This is a genomic window from Chryseobacterium sp. HMWF035 (assembly GCF_003094695.1).
Taxonomy (GTDB): domain Bacteria; phylum Bacteroidota; class Bacteroidia; order Flavobacteriales; family Weeksellaceae; genus Chryseobacterium; species Chryseobacterium gambrini.
Genome location: NZ_QEHP01000132.1, coordinates 14,974 through 34,754, shown reverse-complemented (window position 1 = coordinate 34,754; position 19,781 = coordinate 14,974). Strand labels below are relative to the sequence as shown.

The 19,781-nt window shown below is 33.3% G+C and carries 18 protein-coding genes and 2 pseudogenes; 15 read left to right on the top strand and 5 right to left on the bottom strand.

The window, feature by feature from the left end:
• Positions 1–613 precede the first annotated feature (613 nt).
• The 3 genes and pseudogenes from DD829_RS20320 to DD829_RS20310 all read right to left on the bottom strand — a co-directional run.
• Positions 614–970 (bottom strand): annotated as a pseudogene (locus DD829_RS20320) (transposase); the annotation flags it as partial.
• A 149-nt stretch (positions 971–1,119) separates the two neighbouring features.
• Positions 1,120–1,443, bottom strand: a complete 324-nt coding sequence (locus DD829_RS20315; protein WP_116548045.1) for an IS630 transposase-related protein — start codon at positions 1,441–1,443, stop codon at positions 1,120–1,122.
• Positions 1,444–1,462: 19 nt separating this feature from the next.
• A complete protein-coding gene (locus DD829_RS20310; protein ID WP_228408253.1) occupies positions 1,463–1,699 on the bottom strand; it encodes a hypothetical protein in 237 nt (78 codons plus the stop codon).
• Positions 1,700–2,299: 600 nt separating this feature from the next.
• On the opposite strand from DD829_RS20310, the gene DD829_RS20305 reads away from it, so the two are divergent.
• The 3 genes from DD829_RS20305 to DD829_RS20295 all read left to right on the top strand — a co-directional run bounded on the left by DD829_RS20305 (position 2,300) and on the right by DD829_RS20295 (position 4,001).
• Entirely contained in the window at positions 2,300–2,884 is a 585-nt protein-coding gene (locus tag DD829_RS20305) for a Crp/Fnr family transcriptional regulator (protein ID WP_116548104.1), read from the top strand.
• Positions 2,885–2,963: 79 nt separating this feature from the next.
• The gene (locus DD829_RS20300; protein ID WP_108411013.1) at positions 2,964–3,269 is read left to right on the top strand and encodes a YdhR family protein; all 306 of its coding nucleotides are present in this window, start codon (positions 2,964–2,966) and stop codon (positions 3,267–3,269) included.
• A 348-nt stretch (positions 3,270–3,617) separates the two neighbouring features.
• Positions 3,618–4,001, top strand: a complete 384-nt coding sequence (locus DD829_RS20295; protein ID WP_228408252.1) for a DUF4372 domain-containing protein — start codon at positions 3,618–3,620, stop codon at positions 3,999–4,001.
• Here DD829_RS20295 and DD829_RS20290 read toward each other — a convergent pair.
• Positions 3,948–4,496 carry an IS630 family transposase gene (locus DD829_RS20290; protein WP_262497977.1) on the bottom strand — a complete coding sequence of 183 codons (549 nt, stop codon included), beginning with the start codon at positions 4,494–4,496 and terminating at the stop codon, positions 3,948–3,950. The two genes, DD829_RS20295 and DD829_RS20290, sit on opposite strands and share 54 nt — an antisense overlap.
• A gap of 28 nt (positions 4,497–4,524) precedes the next feature.
• On the bottom strand, positions 4,525–5,016 hold the full coding sequence (locus tag DD829_RS20285; RefSeq protein ID WP_108411471.1) for a helix-turn-helix domain-containing protein: 492 nt from the start codon (positions 5,014–5,016) through the stop codon (positions 4,525–4,527).
• Positions 5,017–5,056: 40 nt separating this feature from the next.
• Here DD829_RS20285 and DD829_RS20280 point away from each other — a divergent pair, with 40 nt between their 5' ends.
• From DD829_RS20280 to DD829_RS24510, 12 genes and pseudogenes are all read left to right on the top strand, one after another.
• Positions 5,057–5,941, top strand: coding sequence for an IS4 family transposase (locus tag DD829_RS20280; RefSeq protein ID WP_228408251.1), 885 nt, complete (start codon positions 5,057–5,059; stop codon positions 5,939–5,941).
• Positions 5,942–6,097: 156 nt separating this feature from the next.
• Complete coding sequence (locus tag DD829_RS23405) at positions 6,098–6,319, top strand: hypothetical protein (protein ID WP_123906947.1); 222 nt, start codon at positions 6,098–6,100, stop codon at positions 6,317–6,319.
• A gap of 29 nt (positions 6,320–6,348) precedes the next feature.
• Complete coding sequence (locus DD829_RS20275; protein WP_108411436.1) at positions 6,349–6,816, top strand: transposase; 468 nt, start codon at positions 6,349–6,351, stop codon at positions 6,814–6,816.
• Between the two features lie 389 nt (positions 6,817–7,205).
• Entirely contained in the window at positions 7,206–7,625 is a 420-nt protein-coding gene (locus tag DD829_RS20270; protein WP_116548103.1) for an SRPBCC family protein, read from the top strand.
• Between the two features lie 571 nt (positions 7,626–8,196).
• Positions 8,197–9,804: a hypothetical protein gene (locus DD829_RS20265; protein WP_108410112.1), complete on the top strand. Its 1,608-nt coding sequence runs from the start codon at positions 8,197–8,199 to the stop codon at positions 9,802–9,804.
• A 25-nt stretch (positions 9,805–9,829) separates the two neighbouring features.
• A complete protein-coding gene (locus tag DD829_RS20260; RefSeq protein WP_123906946.1) occupies positions 9,830–12,673 on the top strand; it encodes a beta strand repeat-containing protein in 2,844 nt (947 codons plus the stop codon).
• Between the two features lie 259 nt (positions 12,674–12,932).
• Positions 12,933–14,174: a hypothetical protein gene (locus DD829_RS20255; RefSeq protein WP_108410114.1), complete on the top strand. Its 1,242-nt coding sequence runs from the start codon at positions 12,933–12,935 to the stop codon at positions 14,172–14,174.
• Positions 14,175–15,055: 881 nt separating this feature from the next.
• Positions 15,056–15,388 carry a helix-turn-helix domain-containing protein gene (locus tag DD829_RS20245; protein ID WP_116548101.1) on the top strand — a complete coding sequence of 111 codons (333 nt, stop codon included), beginning with the start codon at positions 15,056–15,058 and terminating at the stop codon, positions 15,386–15,388.
• Between the two features lie 246 nt (positions 15,389–15,634).
• Positions 15,635–15,880 carry a hypothetical protein gene (locus tag DD829_RS20240; protein WP_108410487.1) on the top strand — a complete coding sequence of 82 codons (246 nt, stop codon included), beginning with the start codon at positions 15,635–15,637 and terminating at the stop codon, positions 15,878–15,880.
• A 271-nt stretch (positions 15,881–16,151) separates the two neighbouring features.
• Positions 16,152–17,636 (top strand): serine hydrolase, encoded by a 1,485-nt coding sequence (locus DD829_RS20235; RefSeq protein WP_108410486.1) that lies wholly within the window; start codon positions 16,152–16,154, stop codon positions 17,634–17,636.
• 4 nt (positions 17,637–17,640) lie between these two features.
• Positions 17,641–18,309, top strand: coding sequence for a TMEM175 family protein (locus DD829_RS20230; protein WP_194294703.1), 669 nt, complete (start codon positions 17,641–17,643; stop codon positions 18,307–18,309).
• Positions 18,310–19,404: 1,095 nt separating this feature from the next.
• Positions 19,405–19,781: pseudogene (locus DD829_RS24510) on the top strand (Tn3 family transposase); the annotation flags it as partial.

Below are 19,781 nucleotides of genomic sequence, written 5' to 3'. Positions count from 1 at the left end.
CTATTAACATTTTATAAAATAATCTCATGCTTAAAAAAAATACAACCATAAACATATATGAATAACAAATATAAAATCATAAATTATTACACATTATACATCAAATAGTAAAAAAAAATTAAGACACACCCAATTTTCAGCAAGTTATTAGTAAAAATAATTTTAAATTAATCATAAATATTTGATTTTTACAACACATTGCCACTACATAAAATTATTATTTCTATATAAACAATTCATATATCACTTTATTGTTATTTAAAAAAATTAAAGAAAAGCAGTTGAATAAGAATTAAAACTATCTTTAACATATATATTATTCCAACTTTTATACCATCATGTTATAGCTAACTCAATATATTTTATCAAGAGATAGCTTTTTGAAAAAGATATAGCAGTAATCCCTTGGTGCATCGGTGGCAAAACCACTTTCATCAATATAGAGCATCAGTTCTTGGTCAAGAAGTTCAATATTTTCTTTTTCGGTTCAAAAGGATTAAGTTCGATTGTTCTCCAAAAATTCCGAATCGGTTTTGCGTCTTGTTCGTCGATTTTGCTGATGTGGTTTTTCACTCCTGCAAATTTCTTGATATAGCTAACTCAATATATTTCGTCAAGTGATAAATTTTTGAAAAAGTTCATACGGATCACACCTTACCTTTCTTCTCATACTTTTAGCCTGTGCCCACTTCTTTTCAATAGGATTTAAATCGGGGCTGTAAGGAGGCAGAAACAGAATAGAATGTCCACTTTTTTCTATGGCAGCAATACTATCGGATCTTTTATGGAAGGTTGCATTGTCCATTACCAGGACTGAATTTGCAGGAATCGAATGAAGGAGCTCCTGAGTTACCCAAGCATGGAAAACATCTGCATTGATATTTCCTTCAAACAATCCTACATTGAGGATGTTAAAATCCAGAATAGCTTCAATGGCGTTCACTCTTCCTTTATTATGGGCAGTCTTTAACCCCGTAAGATCTTGTTCCTTTTAAGCTATAGCTGTAATCCTTTGGTGCATCGGTAGCAAAACCACTCTCATCAATATAGATAATGTTTCTTTGTTCCAGCTGTTGATAATGAAACAATTGATATTGAAATTCAGCTCTTTTCACAGGATCAGACTTGGGATGAGTCAGTGTTTTTTTTAACACTTATATTTAATCGTCTAAGGGCATAGAGAACACAGTTGGGACTGACTCCAAAGAAAGCAGCTCTTTCATACTGGTAAGCATCAGGAAATTCTTCTACATGTTTCTTTAAAGCTTCCATATCGATCTTCGTAGCGGGTTTATTTCTTTTCCCAACAGGAATAAGGTTTTGTTTCCAGCGGGAAAAGGTTCGGGTACTTATTCCAAAACGTTTACAAACAGCCTGATCAGTAAGCTTTTCCTGTTCTTTTATTTTAAATACTTGTTTACGAAAATCTAAACTATAACTCATACAGCTAAGATAAGACTTTTTATAGTGAGCTTGCTATAGATAATCCGCTTACCTGATACACTTCAAAGCCCAACTGGTAAGCATAATACAAAATTTTGCTACTGGAGGAACCAGTGGCTTCAACCACAATTTTGTACGTCTCTTTTTTCCACTTCTTCAAGCATTTTTCAATATCTGTTTTGTTGTTGCAAACATTAATGATGACTTGTTTTTCTTCATCGTTCAATAAACTCATTACCAAAATCTTGGAACTCACATCCACTCCAATTACTTTTTTTCCTAAATTCGCCTTACTAAAAGTTTTTAAATTTCATTAGAAAGTAGTTTTCTTTTTAACCATTGTGATAAGAGTTCTTATCACAGTTCTGAACAGCATCCTATTCGGTCTTTAGAAAACAAGCAACAGGGACTCAATGTTTAAATCGATATTGAATATCTGCAAGCTCTCTGTCTTTTTCCTGTTGCTTTTTCTAATGTATTATTCTATATGAATATTTTTAACTTTTAGTATTCTTTAAATATTGTAGGCAAACTTATCACAGGCTCTAATAGATGTTATCCTTAACCCGGTTTTTTTACTTTTCGTGAGCTGACACCTTTAAAATCAATCTGCGAATTATTGTGTCGTAAAATTTTGCCACCCTTTACATAAAGTAAGTCACAAAATTTTAACTATTTTTGAGTTGTTCAACTTGCACAGCCGTTTTGACAAAATGGATAGTTTAATATTAAGTTAATGGTTGTTCTTACATTGAACTATTTTATCTGTATTTCGATTCAATCACTTTTTCAATCGACAAACAGTTTATACAACTTGAACTATTTAAAAAAGTTAAATCAGAAAATAATTTGAAAAATGAGTTTACTATTAAGAAAGCAATTTGAAAGCTTAATAAATTTAACAGAAAAAGAATTTGACTATATATTGGCTCACTTCACAGAAAAAAAATTAAGAAAGAATTCTTTCTTGTTGGAATCAGGTCAACATAATATCAGTAAGTTTTTTGTTAACAAAGGGTTACTAAAATCTTATTACATCGACAAAAGTGGTAAAGAGCATATTTTACAATTTGCTGAAGCTGATTGGTGGATTACAGACTATAAGGCTTTTTTTAATGGGACTGAAGCTACAATTTATGTGGATTGTGTAACAGATTGTGAACTATTGTCTATCACAAAAGAAAATTTAGAAAAATTAGCTAAAGAATTTCATAAATTGGAGTATTTCTTCCGTGTAAAATCTAATATTGGTTATGTGGCTTCTCAGGAGCGAATTTTATCAATGCTCAAATTAACATCTACAGAACGGTTTGAACACTTTTTAGAGCAATACCCAAATTTTACCCAAAAAATCCCTAAATATCTTATTGCCTCTTACATTGGTGTATCAAGAGAAATGTTGAGCCGAATTACTAAAAATGTGATAAACCACACACAATAAAAGTGTGAAAATTCATTTTTTGGCTCAAAAAAGTATTAGATCTTTGTAACGCAATTTTGCAGTAATAATAATTTAAAAAATGAAGTACGGTCAAATTTTCTCTTATCGTCTTGAATTCAATTCAAAGGAAGAGTATATGGAAAAATGGGTTAAACCTTATGCAGAACCCATAGCAAAGGTAAGTGGTCTTATCTCAAAAGTCTGGATGTCAAATCATGAAGATTTATATTCAAGTTTTTATCTTTGGGAAACTAAGGAAGACTTGGATAATTTCATGAACTCTCCAATAGTTGCAGAATTGGCACAATTGCCATTTGTTAAAGACTTGAATATTGTATCAATTCCAGTAGTTAATGAAGCCTCTGAAATTACACGAGGGATATAAAAATACTAAATGGCTATACAGAAAAAAGCAGCTGCTGCAACCCACTGACATGTTAAAAAATAGAGAATCCGTCTCACAAGAGAGGCAGATTCTTTTTCTCTTTAAATTCAAATATTTTTTTTGCAATGCTTTAGCAATACGGACACCAACTTCCAAGATAAAAAGCAATAATCATTTTCCAAAATATCGGAAGAGTTTACGACTACATCTTTAGCATTTTTTAAAGAAAATCAGGCAATTCTTCTCCAATTTTTATATTTTTTTACACTGTTGTCCGATAAAAAAGAAGCCTGATTAGAGGCTTCTTTAAAGTTGTCGTAATTTAGTTTTGTAACTAACAAAATTGCGATGAGTAAAAGTAATCATTTTTCTACCAAATCGGTTTTCGGACAGCTGATTTCTTTAATAGATGAAGGATTGATTGGCAGAGCGGTAAAAAAATGTGATTCGGACCGCTATACCAAGCGTTTTAAGACGAAAGATCATTTGATAAGTATGCTTTTTTGTTCTTTTTCAAAATGTACATCCCTTCGTGAAATATCGGGAGCCATGCTTGGTTTATCGGGCAAAACGGCGGGTTTTCAGTTGAATCACATTCCCAAAAGAAGCACTTTGTCGGATGCCAATAAGAAAAGAGATGTTTTGGTTTTTGAAAATATTTACCACGGTTTATACCATTTAGCTTTTGAAAATACTGTAAAAAGCTTTCAAGTAAAATTCAAATCCGGTTAAAGATTTTATGCGTTGATGATTTGCTATTTTTAAAAGTTCTTCTAATTTATTTTCTAAAGTTTCTAATGTATCATATATTTTCATGGCTATTTTATCCTTCATCCATTGCCATACTTTTTCTGCGGCATTGAGTTCGGGGCTATAAGGCGGTATTGGAAAAAGAATAATATTTTTTGGAAGCTCCACATCTTTAGTGGAATGAAAGGCAGCATTATCTATAATGAGTATTTTTAGCTCGTTAGGCTTGTGCAGACTAAAATCTTCTAAATACTTTACAAATAATTCTTTACAAACTCCATTAGTGGTCATACAGAAACTTTCTCCTGTTATGGGAGAGAAGCTTCCCCAAAGCCATTTGTACAAATAGCTATGCTTGTAATTTCCGATGGGTTTGATACCTTTGGCTGTAACGACCCGCTTTTGTTTGGTGATTAACCCAAACCTGCTTTCATCTTGGAAATAAAGATTGACTGAATCAAAATTATTGCTATTCAGAATAAATCTAAAGTCTTCAAATCTTTTTTCAAGATTTTTTAAAAAACGCTTCTGCGTTCTGATCTTTTTTGTGATGGGACTTTCTTGCTACCTTAAGTTTGCTTTTGTACTTACGCCTGCAATGAGAATACAAGGCATCATAAAGAATCTCTTCTCCCAATTCCTCTTCAAGAACGTGCTTTAATTCAACATAGGAAGTAATAGTCGTTTCAGGGTCTTTCAGCTTTTTCTCTATCGCAGAAATCATTTGATCAGAAATAGTACGGGTGTTATTTCCTCCACTTTTTACTTCCAGTAAGAGAGACAGCCCATTCTTTGAATAGTCCTGTATCCACGTACGGATAGTTTTTTCCCCTCTCCCTAATTTTTTTGCTATATCACTTTGGTAGCTATATTCTCCTTTTTTTATATAAATAAGAGTCTTGATTCGGTCTTGTTTTAATCTTCCCGATAACTTCCTTAGATTCTTTTCTAAAAAATCAAGGTCTTCAGAAATAACGATATCTATCTTTTTTGGCATTTTTAAAGATACTAATTAATGCAGGAAATTCAAAGACTAAATGGTATTACTCAAGCAGTATGGCAGTTTTTTATCGGACAGCCGAATTAAAGAGGTGATAAAAAAGCAGGTTAAAATCTTCGATAGTACGACAATCAGCTTGTTCAAAGACATTTTGGAAGGGGTTGGAAGGAATCCAAAAACGGGCAAAAAGAAAGGTGGAATTAAAGTTCATACAGTGGTCAATGCGGATGAAATAGTGCCGAGTTTGGTTTGGTTCAGCGAGGCTAAAACGCACGACCACAATTTTTTAGAAAAGCTAAAATGCGATGAAAATACAATTTACGTTTTTGATAAAGGATATAATGATTATAAGGCATTCGAGCATTTTTCAGAGCAAAAAACAGGCTTTGTAACCCGAATAAAAGACAATGCTTCGTACAGGAAAATTGAAGAATTGGATATTGAAGGGCGGATTCACAGTGGTGTTTTAGCTGATGAAGTCATAGAAATTGAGGTGAAAAATGGAAAAGCAATATCAAAATTAGCCTTAAGAAAAGTGAGGTTTTATGACCGCCAAAACAAGAGAGAATTTGAGTTTTTGACCAATTTATTTGAAATGAGAGCTGATTTAATTGCGGCACTTTACAAAATCAGATGGCAGATTGAACTTCTGTTCAAGCAACTCAAACAAAATTTTCCACTGAAATATTTTTTGGGAGACAATGAAAATGCCATCAAAATACAGATTTACTGCGTATTAATCGTTAATCTTTTACTAGCTGTAATAAAAAAGAGACTCAAGCGCAATTGGGCATTTTCCAATTTGGTAAGTTTCTGCAAAATCCACCTCTTCAACCACATCAATTTGATGAAATTTCTCGAAAATCCAGAAAAGGATTGGGAAATAGAGCGTTTAGAATCCGTTCAACTTACACTTTTTTGATATGCTTGGTTTTAAAAATATAAAAAATTAAACACTTAATAATAAGCCTATTGAGAAATGGAAAATCTAATTTTTATCGGACAATAGTGATTTTGGATAATAAAAAGGGTCATTTGAATTTAAGGATACTCCTGTTAATGGTTCTAAAACATCCCAATGTTCTATTATTTTACCACTATTATCAAATCTGAAAATATCCATTGCTTCTGTACATCACTTGGTATTCCTTACCATTCTAAAACAGATCAATTTGAAGTATTATCTAAAATATTGGTTCACGATTCTGCAAGAAACAAGCAAATTCTAAGTGACATTAAAAATGAGCTACAGCAAGGAAAAAACGTTGCCATTATCAATTGCGAGAGGAAAAGCGCATAAACAGTATGAGTTTGGCAATAAAGTAGGCTTTGATAACCACTTCGGGCAAAGGGGAAAAAATCATTCTTGGTATTAAAACATTTTTGCAAACTCCTTACGATGGTCACACCATTGAACCGCTTTTGGAACAAATGGAAAACAGCGGTCAAAAGCTACCAAAAGAACTCGTTTACGACCGGGGTGGAAGAGGAAAATCTCAAATCAAAGGTGTGAAAATATCTATCCCAGACATTCCACGAAAATCAGATACAGCTTATCAAAAGCAAATAAAACGCAAAAAATTTAGAACAAGAGCAGCAATAGAGCCTATAATCGGACATCTAAAAAACGATTTTAGGCTAGCTCAGAATTACTTCTTGGGAGAATCGGGACCACAAATCAATGCATTACTATCTGCAACCGCTTGGAATATGAAGAAAATGATGGAAATATTGAAACAGAAAATTGTTTTCTATTTTTATCAAATACACATCATCCTGTTTTTAATACTTTTTTAAAAATAAATTACAAAGAAGGTTTTGTTAAGGAGCAACTATCTAATGTATAGCCGGTTTTGAAATTCGTATGATATTTCTTGTATTTTCTCAAGTGTGTTTTTGTAAAAACAAGAAAAAATAACCCTTACATTATTTTTAAGCTATTTCGAATTTCCGATTTGTAAAATCATAATGTTTCAAGCTAAGTAAGGAATTATAATCTGATATAACATATTGAATATCAAAAAAGAAAAATCAAGGTGATGCCAAGAGGATGAGCCTAAATTTTCCATGGTGTGGTCATTTTGTAGTTGTTTTTTTAAGATAAGTAGTTGTTTTGTAGCCTCTTATTTTATTGTTTTGCGAAAAATTTAAAAGAATTTTGTATCCAACATTTAATAAATAACAATATGTGGACAAAATCTTACACTATTTTAACAAATGAAGTTACAAAAGAGCAAATATGGAAACTTTTTTCGGACGTTAATAATTGGCATAATTGGGACAAAGGAATTGAGTTTGCTAAAATTGAGGGAAATTTTGAAAAAGGAAACTTTTTTATTTTAAGACCAAAAGGAGGACCAAATATAAAAATTAAATTACTAGAGGCAATTGAAAACAAAATGTTTTTAGATGTTACCAATTTTCCTTTAGCCAAAATGTATGACCAACATACATTTGAAGAAACATCGAAAGGTCTTAAAATTACAAACACTATAACTGTAACTGGGCTTTTATGCTTTCTCTGGCGCAAAGCTGTAGCTCAAAAAATAGTAGATACTATGCCCAATGATATGGAGAAACAAATACAGTATGCAAAAAAATTGTAATTAATAACTAAAACATAAAAAATAAAAGATAAAAACTCTAAAATTAGCGTATCTATTTTTTCCCTACACAACTTTTTTACAATATTTTTCTCGTATTTTCCGATTGAATACTGGCTTATATTAAGAAAGATATTGTATTCTTTTAAAATACTTACTTGATCTCATCAAATATTCTCTTTCTACTGCATACTACAAAATACTAGCAGATGTTGTCTTAGTCATAACCTGCCTAAAAATCACCTTTTCCACAAGATTTTTTTTCATTACATTTTGATATATTACTAAATAAAACATTAATTTATTTGCAACATAATAAAAAAAGTTTTTTTTTTTTTATTTTAATGAAAAATTAACTAACTTTAACTATTCTAATAAAAAAGTATTTTATTGTTTTTTCAACAAGTAGGTGATGAAAAATAGAAAATTAAAATATAATTATATCTTTTTAGTTACAAAAAAATTTGCGGCTTTATATACTACTTGTTACAGCACAGCATAGTAGCCTTTTCACTTTTTATTTCATCACTGATTCCTACAAAAATTAATCTTTATAAAAGTAAATACTTAAACCATGAAACAAATTGCATCAATTACATTTTTTTTAACAGGTTTGTTGTTATACGCTCAAGTAGGAATTAATACAACAGATCCTAAAGGTACATTAGACATAGTTGGGGTAGCAAACTCCTTAACAACTATTGACGGGGTTATTGCTCCTAGATTGACTCGAGCACAGCTAACTGCTAAAGGAAACACTTTGTATGGTACAAATCAAACAGGTGCAATAGTATATATATCGGATATTTCTGGCGGAGATACTGTATCTCAAAGAATCAACATCACACAGGTAGGATATTATTATTTCGATGGCTCGCTTTGGCAATTTATACAAGGGGATGACTGGCACACTACTGGAAACACAGGTACCAGTTCTACTACCAATTTTATAGGGACCAAAGATGCGCAAGACTTGATTTTTAAAATGAATAACGTTAATTCAGGTAGGATCAACACATTCAATACCTATTTTGGCTATGATGGACCGACAACGGTTGGTAATTTTGCCTATAACACTGCTTTCGGTAATTCTGCATTAAAATCCATTACTACCGGAACCTTAAACACAGCTATTGGAAGGAGCGCTTTGGGGGCACTCACTACTGCTACATCTAATACGGCAGTAGGAGCTAATGCATTAGGCTCATTGCAGACTGGATTGGGTCGTAATGTTGCAATTGGTTTAGGAGCGCTAGCCTCAACTACGACAGGAGTTGAAAATGTTGCGGTAGGCACCAATGCTTTAAATGCTAATACAACAACTAATGGGCAAAATACGGCAATCGGTTATTTAAGTTTAGGGAGCAGTATCACAGGGACTAATAATACGGGGCTAGGGTATCAAGCAGGTCAGCAAAATACAGCAGGGTCTAATAATGTATATGTAGGAGGTCTATCGGGAGGCAATAACACTTCGGGTAGTAACAACATTTTTATTGGATACCTTGCAGGTTATAAGCCAACACCTACTGCTATTGGTGGTGGGAATATTCTTATAGGAACCGTTAACCTCCCAAATGATGCGGGTAACGACCAACTTAATATCGGCAACCTTATTTATGGAACAGGTATGTCAGCAACTAGTAATTCTTCAACTCCTTCTGCATCGGGCAGAGTAGGTATTGGAACCAACAGTCCACAAACAGCGTTTCATGTAGTTGGTACTATCAGGAATCCTACAGTACTTACCAATGCTTATGCGAATACAGATTCTTTCGTTACGGCGGATGCTACTACCGGTGATTTAAAATCCACTCCATTTATACCCGTAAAGATTGGAAGTGAGTTATCGCTTAATGGTACAACTAACATGTCAGCCTTCACCCCTTCACAATTAGCAGATTTTTATTTTGTAGATAAAACACATACTCTAACCTTACCCACTCCTTCTGCCTCTTTCACAGGAAAGTTAGTGCGTTTTTATCTCTTTGGAGGAAATCCGCCTAATTTTATTGTAAATGGGGTTTCCACTGCAGATATGTCCGCAACCGGAACATTGCCTGCTGGTGTCACTAAACCTACTGGAAGTAATGTATTAACCATCACGGGAAATAACATGAGATTTCAGTTTATTGATTTCATTTGTAGTGGGACAGAATGGTGGCCCAGTATAATAGATTAAATTAAGATAAATTAAACAACAAAGTATGAAAAACAAAAAATTATTTTCGTCAAAGCATGTGAACATGAGATATATGGACACACATGCTAATCATTGTAATGCTTTTATACAAAAGCTTATACATAGGGTTTTATTATTAGCCTTTATCCTTACAGGTATTTGTATATTTTCTCAGATGGGGATTAATACTCCTACACCAGAGACCACGCTGGATATAAGGGGGGTAAATCATTTAGGGGCTGTTACAGCTAAAGATGGTATACTGGTTCCAAGAGTAAGTGATCTTACTACCAATGGAAGCGTAAACGGACAATTGGTTTACCTTGTTGCAGATACAGGCTCTTTCTCTAAAGGATTTTACTACTGGAATGGAAGCCTGTGGTCTTCTATGGGAGGGGATAAGACAGATGATGCCTGGGTGAATGATTTTGCTAATACTTTAGTAAAATTAGGAACCAAATCTGATGGAGCAACAGCAAGAGATACAGGAACAGATTTTGTGGCAAAAGACAATGGCAATGTAGGGATAGGAACGAATTCTCCTCTTGGCTCTGCTATTTTAGATTTAACATCTGATAGTAAAGCTTTGCTAATAACCCGTGTTCCAAATACTTCAGCAATTGCGGTTCCTGAAAATGGAATGTTGATCTATGATATTGCTAATAAATGTATAAAAGTCTATCAAAGTAATTCTTGGTCTGATTGTTTAGGAACACTTACTAGTCCCATGATTAGTGGATTAAACTGTACTTCTGCTACACAGACAGGATCTGTGGTTTCAGGCATTTCTGTAAATGGGGTATACATATCTGTTCCTTATACAGGAGGTAACGGCATAGCATACAGCAGCCAATTAATCAATAGTACAGGAGTAACAGGATTAACTGCAGTTCTTAATTCTGGGATTCTTACCAACGGAAATGGCGGAAATTTTATTTTCACAATTTCCGGAACTCCTATTGGCTCTGGCGTAGCTTCTTTTCTCTTTACTTTTGGTAGCTTTAGCTGTACTTTTACGATTAATGTTAACGGTGCAGGTGCTGTATCTGTTTTAGACTGTGCAGGAAGTACTCCGACAGGTACTTTAACGGCAGGGGTTGCTGCTTCTGGAGCAACACAAACAGTAAGCTATACAGGTGGTAATGGGGGAGCATATCCTGCGCAAAGTGTTTCATCTTCTGGTGTTTCAGGACTTACAGCGTCTCTTATTGCCGGCTCTGTGAATAATGGTCCAGGATCAGTCATTTATACCATCTCCGGAACACCTGGTTCTGGTGGTACTGCTCAATTTACCATTACACTTGGAGGAAGTAGCTGTAGTTTTACCAGAACGGTAAATTCGCCCTCTGCTACCGTAACGTCTCTTAATTGTGCTTCCGGAAGTTATAGTCCATCAAGTGCAAACCAGAATGTTGCATATAATGGCTCAGCTACTATTCCGTATAGTGGGGGGAACGGCAATACTTATTCTGCAGGTTCAGGTATAGCCTCTACAGGTGTTACGGGACTAACAGCTACGTTACAGGCAGGCGCTCTTAACTCTGGTTCAGGAAATCTTACATACACTATTTCCGGAACTCCTATTGGTAATGGTACAGCAAATTTTGCTATTACTTTCGGAGGACAAAGCTGTACTTTTTCTCTTCCCGTAACGGCAGCTATTACTATTCCTACATCTATAACATTGGCTCAGAATAGAATACATATGATTGCTTCTATATTTGATCAGGACTATTTACCATATACTACACCTACAGCTCCTGCTTCTACTAATGTACAAGCTGCTGATGGCAGTAATGAAGCCGTTACAATAAATGTACAAGGTACTCTAACTACAGCAGGTGTTACAGTAAGAATACCAGTAACAGCTACGGCAAGTAATACCTTGCCTGCATATTCTACGACAGTAAATGTACCTGCCAATCTTACGGAAGATGGGGTAAGCAGAAATGTTACTCTTTCTTGGGCGTCACAAGCATATACCTCTAGTACCACATATATTACAGCAACGATAGCATCTGTAGGAGGGGTGCTGAATGCTAAAAAACTAGACCTTAATGCCGGTCTTGGTAATGATACTTTAGGAGTTCTTTTAGCAAGTCTGGTTTATCCTTATAACAATGCATACAATACCACTACTTACCAAGTAAGAGATATTCCAGGAATTCCTGATAAAATGTTTGGTGTAGCAGATAATACGGGTAACAGTACATCTCATTATATGTTGTATTTACCTGTTGTTGCTGAAGATGGGAATACGTGGCTTAATAATAATTTAGGAGCTCACTATGCAGATATAAACCATCCAAATTTTAATCTTGCACAGCAAGCTACAAGCGCGTCAGATTATTTGGCCTTTGGAAGTTTATTTCAATGGGGTAGAAAACCTGATGGACATGAATTGATCACTAGAACTTCTGCCACTACAGGAACATTTTTAAATGGTTCGACCTTTACTCAAAGTAGTAATCCAACTGATGCATTATTCATTAAATATGGAGGAGGAAGCGGTAATTGGGGAAATAGCTCTGGAACTCTTTGGTCTTCTGAGAGCAGTGCTAATAATCCTTGCCCAAGCGGGTATAGAGTACCTACTTCCACCGAGTGGACTAATTATGTTAATTCAGCCGGCATTACAAACTTAACCACTGCAGCTAATTCTATTTTAAAAATTTCCGCAGGATTGAGAAGGGATGATTCTTCCGCATCTTTAGATACAGTAATAAGAGGTGAGTATAATACAAGTAATCATAATTCTGCTGATGGATGGGCTATTTATAGATATTTTAGTAATACAGTTCCCCCATATACAACAAATTCTAGTTATTATAAAGTAATTGGACGTAGTATGCGTTGTATAAAAAACTAAGAATCTTCATGACTCTACCAAAGAAAACTTTCTTTGGTAGAGTCATAATTATAAACTCTTCTTAGAGAATTTATAATTATTAAACGAAAATTACCACAAAGCATAATGAAGATGCTATAGAGATATATCTTAATATTCTGTATATCAAAGACACATCATAAGAAAAGCAGCCGATATACAATAGTATTGTGTAAAACAATATCCTATTAAAATATATTTTAATACATAAATCTTTTAGGAAAAAAATAATACTTACACAATGAAAAAAAAATTATTTCCATCAAAAAAAGGGAACACGATATCTAAAAACACACATATCACCTATTCTAATGCTTTTATACAAAAGCTGATGAACAATTTTTTATTGCTTGCTTTAATCCTTACAGGTATTTTGGGGTTTTCTCAGGTGGGAGTCAATACTCCCACTCCGGAGACCACACTAGATGTAAGAGGCGTAAATCATCTGGGAGCGGTGACGGCTAAAGACGGCATACTGGTACCCAGAGTGAGTAATCTTACGACCAATGGTTCCGTAAGCGGACAGTTGGTCTATCTTGTTGCAGATGCCGGTTCTTTCTCCAAGGGATTTTACTATTGGAATGGTTCCGAATGGAGAAGTATTAAAGATTCTTCTTCAATACCACCAGGCATAACTACGTTAAACTGTTCAAGCGTAAGCCTTTCTCCAAAATCCTATGTGTCGGGCTCTCCTTATGTAGGCAATATGTCTATCGCATATACAGGAGGCAATGGCGCTTCATATAGCAATGGATCCTCTATATCATCCACTGGTGTTACAGGCTTGAATGCTACTTTGAGAGCAGGTACTTTAAATGCAGGAGATGGTGTATTGATTTATGACATTACAGGTACACCAAACGGATCGACTCCGTCGACAGCTGTTTTTGCAATTCCCACTACTTTTGGAGCAACCGGATGTAATGCTGTGGTAGGTGCAGGAAACGTATTTGCAATTGGAGAGGTACAAAGCTTCAGAGTAGTTGTTAATGCCAATACTTTTTTTACCAATCATGGTTCAAATATCAACAGAAAATCTACAAATACAGCGGGTACAACTTTTACAGATTACTCAGAAAAAGCTAGCTATGATACTCAAGTCTCTAGTGTTCAATCACAATATATTGTTATCAATGGATTAAGAATGGATTTTGTGGAAACCCCTTTTTTTGCAAATTCAGTTTCTCCGGTCTTGTTTAATACAAATTCGGGAGGACAGCCAGCAGCAGTATTTAATATCTCTTCATTATCTACCAACGATGTATATAGTAATGGGGCAAATACCTCCCTGCCTGCCCAAAGATATTCTTATAGAGTAGATGGAGATGATCAGTTCGGTTTAGGATCCAGTTCTGGTGGTACGGCAGAATATGTAAATGCTATGCTCACCTTTCCTACTGGTGAATGGTATCAATTAACATACCATGCAACTAGAGACGCAACCAATGTATATTTCTACTTTACAGCTCAGCGTTTAAATTAATATTTTAATTGACTTATCCCTTTTACTAATAAATGCTTCAAAAGGGGCTTAACCTGACAATATTTAAATATTGCGGTTAGTGTTCGAGATGTTATCCTGAGCTTGCCGAAGGGACTTTGTTAGAAAACCGCTTACTAATCGTAGTTCCCAATATTAATTAAAGGGATAAGTCAATATTTTAATTCAAAGAATATTACTAAATAAAATGAATTTTGATTTTAAGAACATACATATAGGACAAATTATAAAAACTAAAGTTTCGGAATGTGAAGATGCAAGTGTATCCAGAATTTGTAATTTTTTTAATTGTAATGAAAAAACAATACTAATGATGTATACTTGTGAAAATCTGGAAACCGACTTACTTCTCAAATGGAGTAAGCTATTAGAATATGACTTTTTCAGGATATATACTCAGCATCTGATTCTTTATTCGCCTCCCTCTCGAGAGGACATTAAAAAAACGACTAAATCAGCTCTACCACAGTTTCGTAAGAACATTTATACAAAAGAAATAATTCAATTCATATTGGAATTAATTGAAAAAGGAGAGAAAGATAGAAAAGAGATTATCAGTGAGTATAAGATTCCTAAGACTACTTTATATAAATGGATTATTAAATATAGTTCCAATTATTGATTGTGACTCAAAAATTATTTCGCTAATGTTAAGGTTGTTAATTTTTAGGCTTCTAGTTAAAGCCAACCTTTCACTAAAGAATAATTAATTCTTAATATCTGAATTGGCAATCTCGCAGAATTCATGAAATAAAGGTTGCTCAAAGCAAATTATCTAGGAATAAACAAACCAGAGACAAGCCTCGAAGAATTCTTTAGATTGAAATAATTATTACAGAATTATAATAAAATATAAATAATCAATGAGAAAATTTGAGCAGCCCAATTATAATAAAATTTTTAAGGACATAATAGAAAAAAAATTTTACAATAGAAAAGAAGAACTCTTGCCTCTCTTAAAAAATCAATTAAATGTATTAGATGTAATAAGAATTAATAAGATGATATTTGGTAGTGATCGATACTTAGAAAATCATAACCAAAAGTACAAATCTTATGATAAAGAAACTATAATTCAAATTTTGGATTATCAGAGAAAAAATCAAATTACCAATATTGCTATTGCAAAAAAATTCAATTTGAGCCGCAATACTATTGCAAGATGGAAGAAAAGTTTCAAAATTTCCAATACCTAATTCAAGACAAAAAGTGTTGATCGAATAAAGAGTGAATTACTTTCAGAAAACCAAAGTAACAGTTACTCCTATAATAGGCTAAAACATTACTTATTCCAAAGAGTCAAAATATATTTAAATCCTTTTCTTATCATTAAAAATCATTATCAATGTCTTAAAATAAACAATTAATATCAACAATAGATAAATTCTATTCATGAAATTTTTGATAACTCTCCTTTCAAGTGATTTAACCTATTAAATATTATGAAAAAAGAGAAAAAAAACCTAAAGCCTTATGTGCCGATAGAAACCTTTTTGTCATGTCAGCCCAATAGAGGGATTCTTTCATTATCAGACTATTTGAATAAAAAAGAATTGGATATAGCTATTTCAGAAAGGCGCTATTATTATGATCGTTTTTACGGAAGGGGATATGTTTATAATACACCACATATTTTTTATCCAATGGAGATTTATCCTCCTTGTGATAATGAAGATTTCTCGATTTAGGTACTCATTTATGATAGCTCAGAAAGTATGAGCTATTCGTTGGGCTATTATGACTTTGAGCTTAAGGAGTGGACTCTTTTAAATTTCGAAAAAGAAGATGAATTTCAAATGTGCTGCTGGAGTTTTGTCCCCACATTAGGACAAAGTAATTATTTCGGTAAAATCTAAAAAATTAAACAGAATAGCAAAGTTATATCTCAACTTCGATTTTTTAACCTTTTAACAAGCAAAATTGAACCGAGGATTTTTGAAAACATTAAACAACAACAGAATGAAAAAAACAATTTTACTATTTTTATTTTTGACAACAAGGATTTCTGTATTTGGACAAGTTACGACACAATCAGAACTTTACAAAACAATACTTTTAAAGGACAGTTTGCTTTTTAATGTTGGTTTCAATACTTGTGATATAAAACAGTTTGAAAATTTGTTAAGCGACAAATTTGAGTTCTTTCACGATAGAGACAGTATTTCTTATAAAGCTACTTTTATTCATAATTTACGAAATGGGCTTTGTTTTTCACCTACCACTTACCAATCAAGAAGAGAACTTGTAAATGGAAATTCTGAAATTTATCCATTATACAAAGGCAAAAATTTGTACGGTGCTATTCAATTAGGCATTCACAAGTTTTATGAGACCATTGCGGGAAAAAAAGAAAGTTATGCAAGTACTGCGAAATTCACAAGTGTTTGGCTTTTAGAAAACGGACAATGGAAACTAAATAAATGTTTGAGTTATGACCACCAAACGGAAAGCAAAAAAGAAAATGAGATTCCAATTTTTGACAATGATAAAGCCATTGAAAAATGGTTAAAAGAAAATAAAGTACCAACTCTTGGACTTGGAGTTATTGAAAAGGGAAAACTAAAACAAATAAAAGTATTTGGAGAAATATCAAAAGGTGTTTCGGCACCATATAATACTATTTTCAATGTTGCATCACTCACAAAGCCCGTAACTGCAATGATTGCATTAAAATTAGTAAGTTTGGGTAAGTGGAATTTAGACGAACCCGTTTATAAATATTGGACTGACCCAGACATTGCAAATGACCCACGAAATAAAAAATTAACAACAAGATTAATTTTAAGCCACCAAACAGGCTTTCAAAATTGGCGTTATTTGGATAAAGACAAAAAATTAAGTTTTCAATTTGACCCAGGTACAAGCTATCAATATTCAGGTGAAGGTTTTGAATATTTAAGAAAAGCATTGGAGAGTAAGTTTCATAAATCATTACAACAGTTAGCAAATGAACTTATCTTTCAACCATTAAAAATGTATGACACAAGATTTATTTGGGATAAAAACATTGACACGGAAAGACTTGCCATTGGGTATAGCCCAGAAGATAAACCTTATGAAACTGTAAAGAATAATATTCCAAATGCAGCGGACGACTTATTGACTACTATCGAAGATTATGGAAAGTTTTTAATTAGCTTAATGAACGGGGAAGGTCTTTCTAAAAAAGTTTTCAAAGATATGACAACAAACCAAATAGCTTCTAAAAATAAAAAACATTTTGGACTTGGTTTAGAAATATACAATTTTGACGATGGTAATTTTGCACTTACTCACGGGGGCGCTGACAAAGGTGTACAAACAATAGTATTTATTTTTCCAAACACAAAACAAGGACTTTTAATCTTTACAAACGTAGATGACGGATACAAAGTGTATGAAAAATTACTTACTCAATATTTGGGAGATTATGGTACAAAAATAATTGAAATTGAAACGAAATAAACTTATGCATAAAAAACTAACTGAAATAGAAAAACACCCAAAACAAGATTTCCAAGTGGAAAGAATTGCATTTTTTAGTGATGCCGTTTTTGCTATTGCAATTACATTATTGGTGATTGACTTTAAATTTCCTCATATCTCAAAGGAAAGTACATTTGAAAGTGTTTGTACAGATTTACTTGCTTTGAGAAGCCATTTTGTTGCATTATTATTAAGTTTTGTATTAATAGCAACTTATTGGATGCAACACCATTTCTTATTTAAACACCTACACAATTACAATAACAGAATGATTATTGCCAATATATTTGTCTTACTTCCTATAGTCTTTTTTCCATTTACAACAGCATTTCTTGCTGAATCTAGTGAAAATGAAAATGTAATTGTACTGCCATTAAGAGTTTTTTTGATAAACAATTTTTTTGCGGGATTTTTAATTTATTATTTTTATTGGCTAATTTTCAAAAAATACAAAGGGATGACTTACGAAATTACGCCAAGAGAAAAATTTAAGTTTAATATGGAAAATCTATTCAAAACATCGATGCTTCTAATTATTTTTATCTTGATATTGTTTACAAGCCAAATCAAAATTATTTTTGTAGTAACGCTTATTTTATTTGGACTTATGAAACTATTAAACATATATGGTGAGAAAAAAAACTATGGTTAAGCGGTCAGCTCACGAAAAGTAAAAAAAGGGGTAAGGATAAAATCTATCAAAAGCGTAATAAATTTGATAGATAAAAGTTAACTGTTGTAATAGGTTCCAATAAAAAATAATGGCTCTCTTAAAAACTATTTTTGTAAATAAAATAACTTGAACTCAGCAAATTATTTAGTCATTCCTTAAAATTGTGATAATGTTTTGATTTGCATTATCATGCATTAAAATACGGTTAAAATGGTTGTTGAAAATTGTATGAAATCTTATTTTTGGGGTATAGAAAGTGGCAAAATATTAGGAAAAATAAAACAGGATTTACAGCAGAATTTATTTAAGACCAGACTCACCGAGCTTATTAATATGGAGCATCCGTTGGTAAAATTAGCCCATGAGATTTCCTGGGATAAAATGGAGTCAGAGTTTGAAAAATTGTTTTCAGAAAGCGGAAGACCTTATCTGTATTTGACCGCCGATAAATATTCCAGTATCAAGAGGTACGCCGGAGAATTCCTGCAGGAGCTTGATTTCCGGTCAGCGCCAATAGCAACAGATATATTAAGAGCAGTAGATATCCTCCGACAGCTATATAAAGGAGAAATAAAAAAAATTCCGGAAAAGCTACCATCAGGTTTTATAAGAAAAAGATGGGAAGAACGGGTATTTACTGAGAACGGTACTGATAGAAAGTTTTATGAGTTGTGCATCTTTTCTGAACTCAAGAACCATCTGCGTTCCGGAGATCTTTGGGTACAGGGATCACGTCAGTATAAAGATTTTGAAGATTACCTTATCCCTGAGGACTTATTTTTGGCAATGAAGGATGAGAATAATCTTCCATTGGATATACCTTTGGATGCCACTCAATATTTAACTGAAAAAATTAAGCAGTTGGAAGATCAGATGGAAATTGCATGTAGGCTGGCAGAGGAAAATGCTCTTCCGGAAGCTTCTGTAAGTAATGATAGAATAAAAATTAAACCATTGGATAATGCTGTTCCTCCGGAAGCGGAAACCTTGTCTACAAAAGTATATCGACTATTGCCTTATATAAAAATTACAGACCTTCTCCAGGAAGTAGACGGCTGGACTCATTTCTCAGATCACTTTACCCATTTAAAATCAGGAGATAAAGCTGAAGATAAAAATTTAATGCTTACTGTTATTTTATCCGATGCTATTAATCTGGGATTAAGGAAAATGTCAGATGCTTCTCCCGGAATTTCTTATTCTAAACTTTCATGGCTTCAGGCTTGGCATATCCGGGATGAAACATATTCCTCGGCTCTAGCAGAAATTATTAATTATCATTACAAGCATCCTTTTTCGGGATATTGGGGTGAAGGAAAAACTTCTTCATCTGATGGTCAGCGTTTTGCAGTAGGAAGCCGTGCCCATAAAAGAGGAAACATTAATCCAAAATATGGAAGCAGTCCCGGAGTTCAGTTTTATACCCATATATCCGATCAATATGCTCCTTA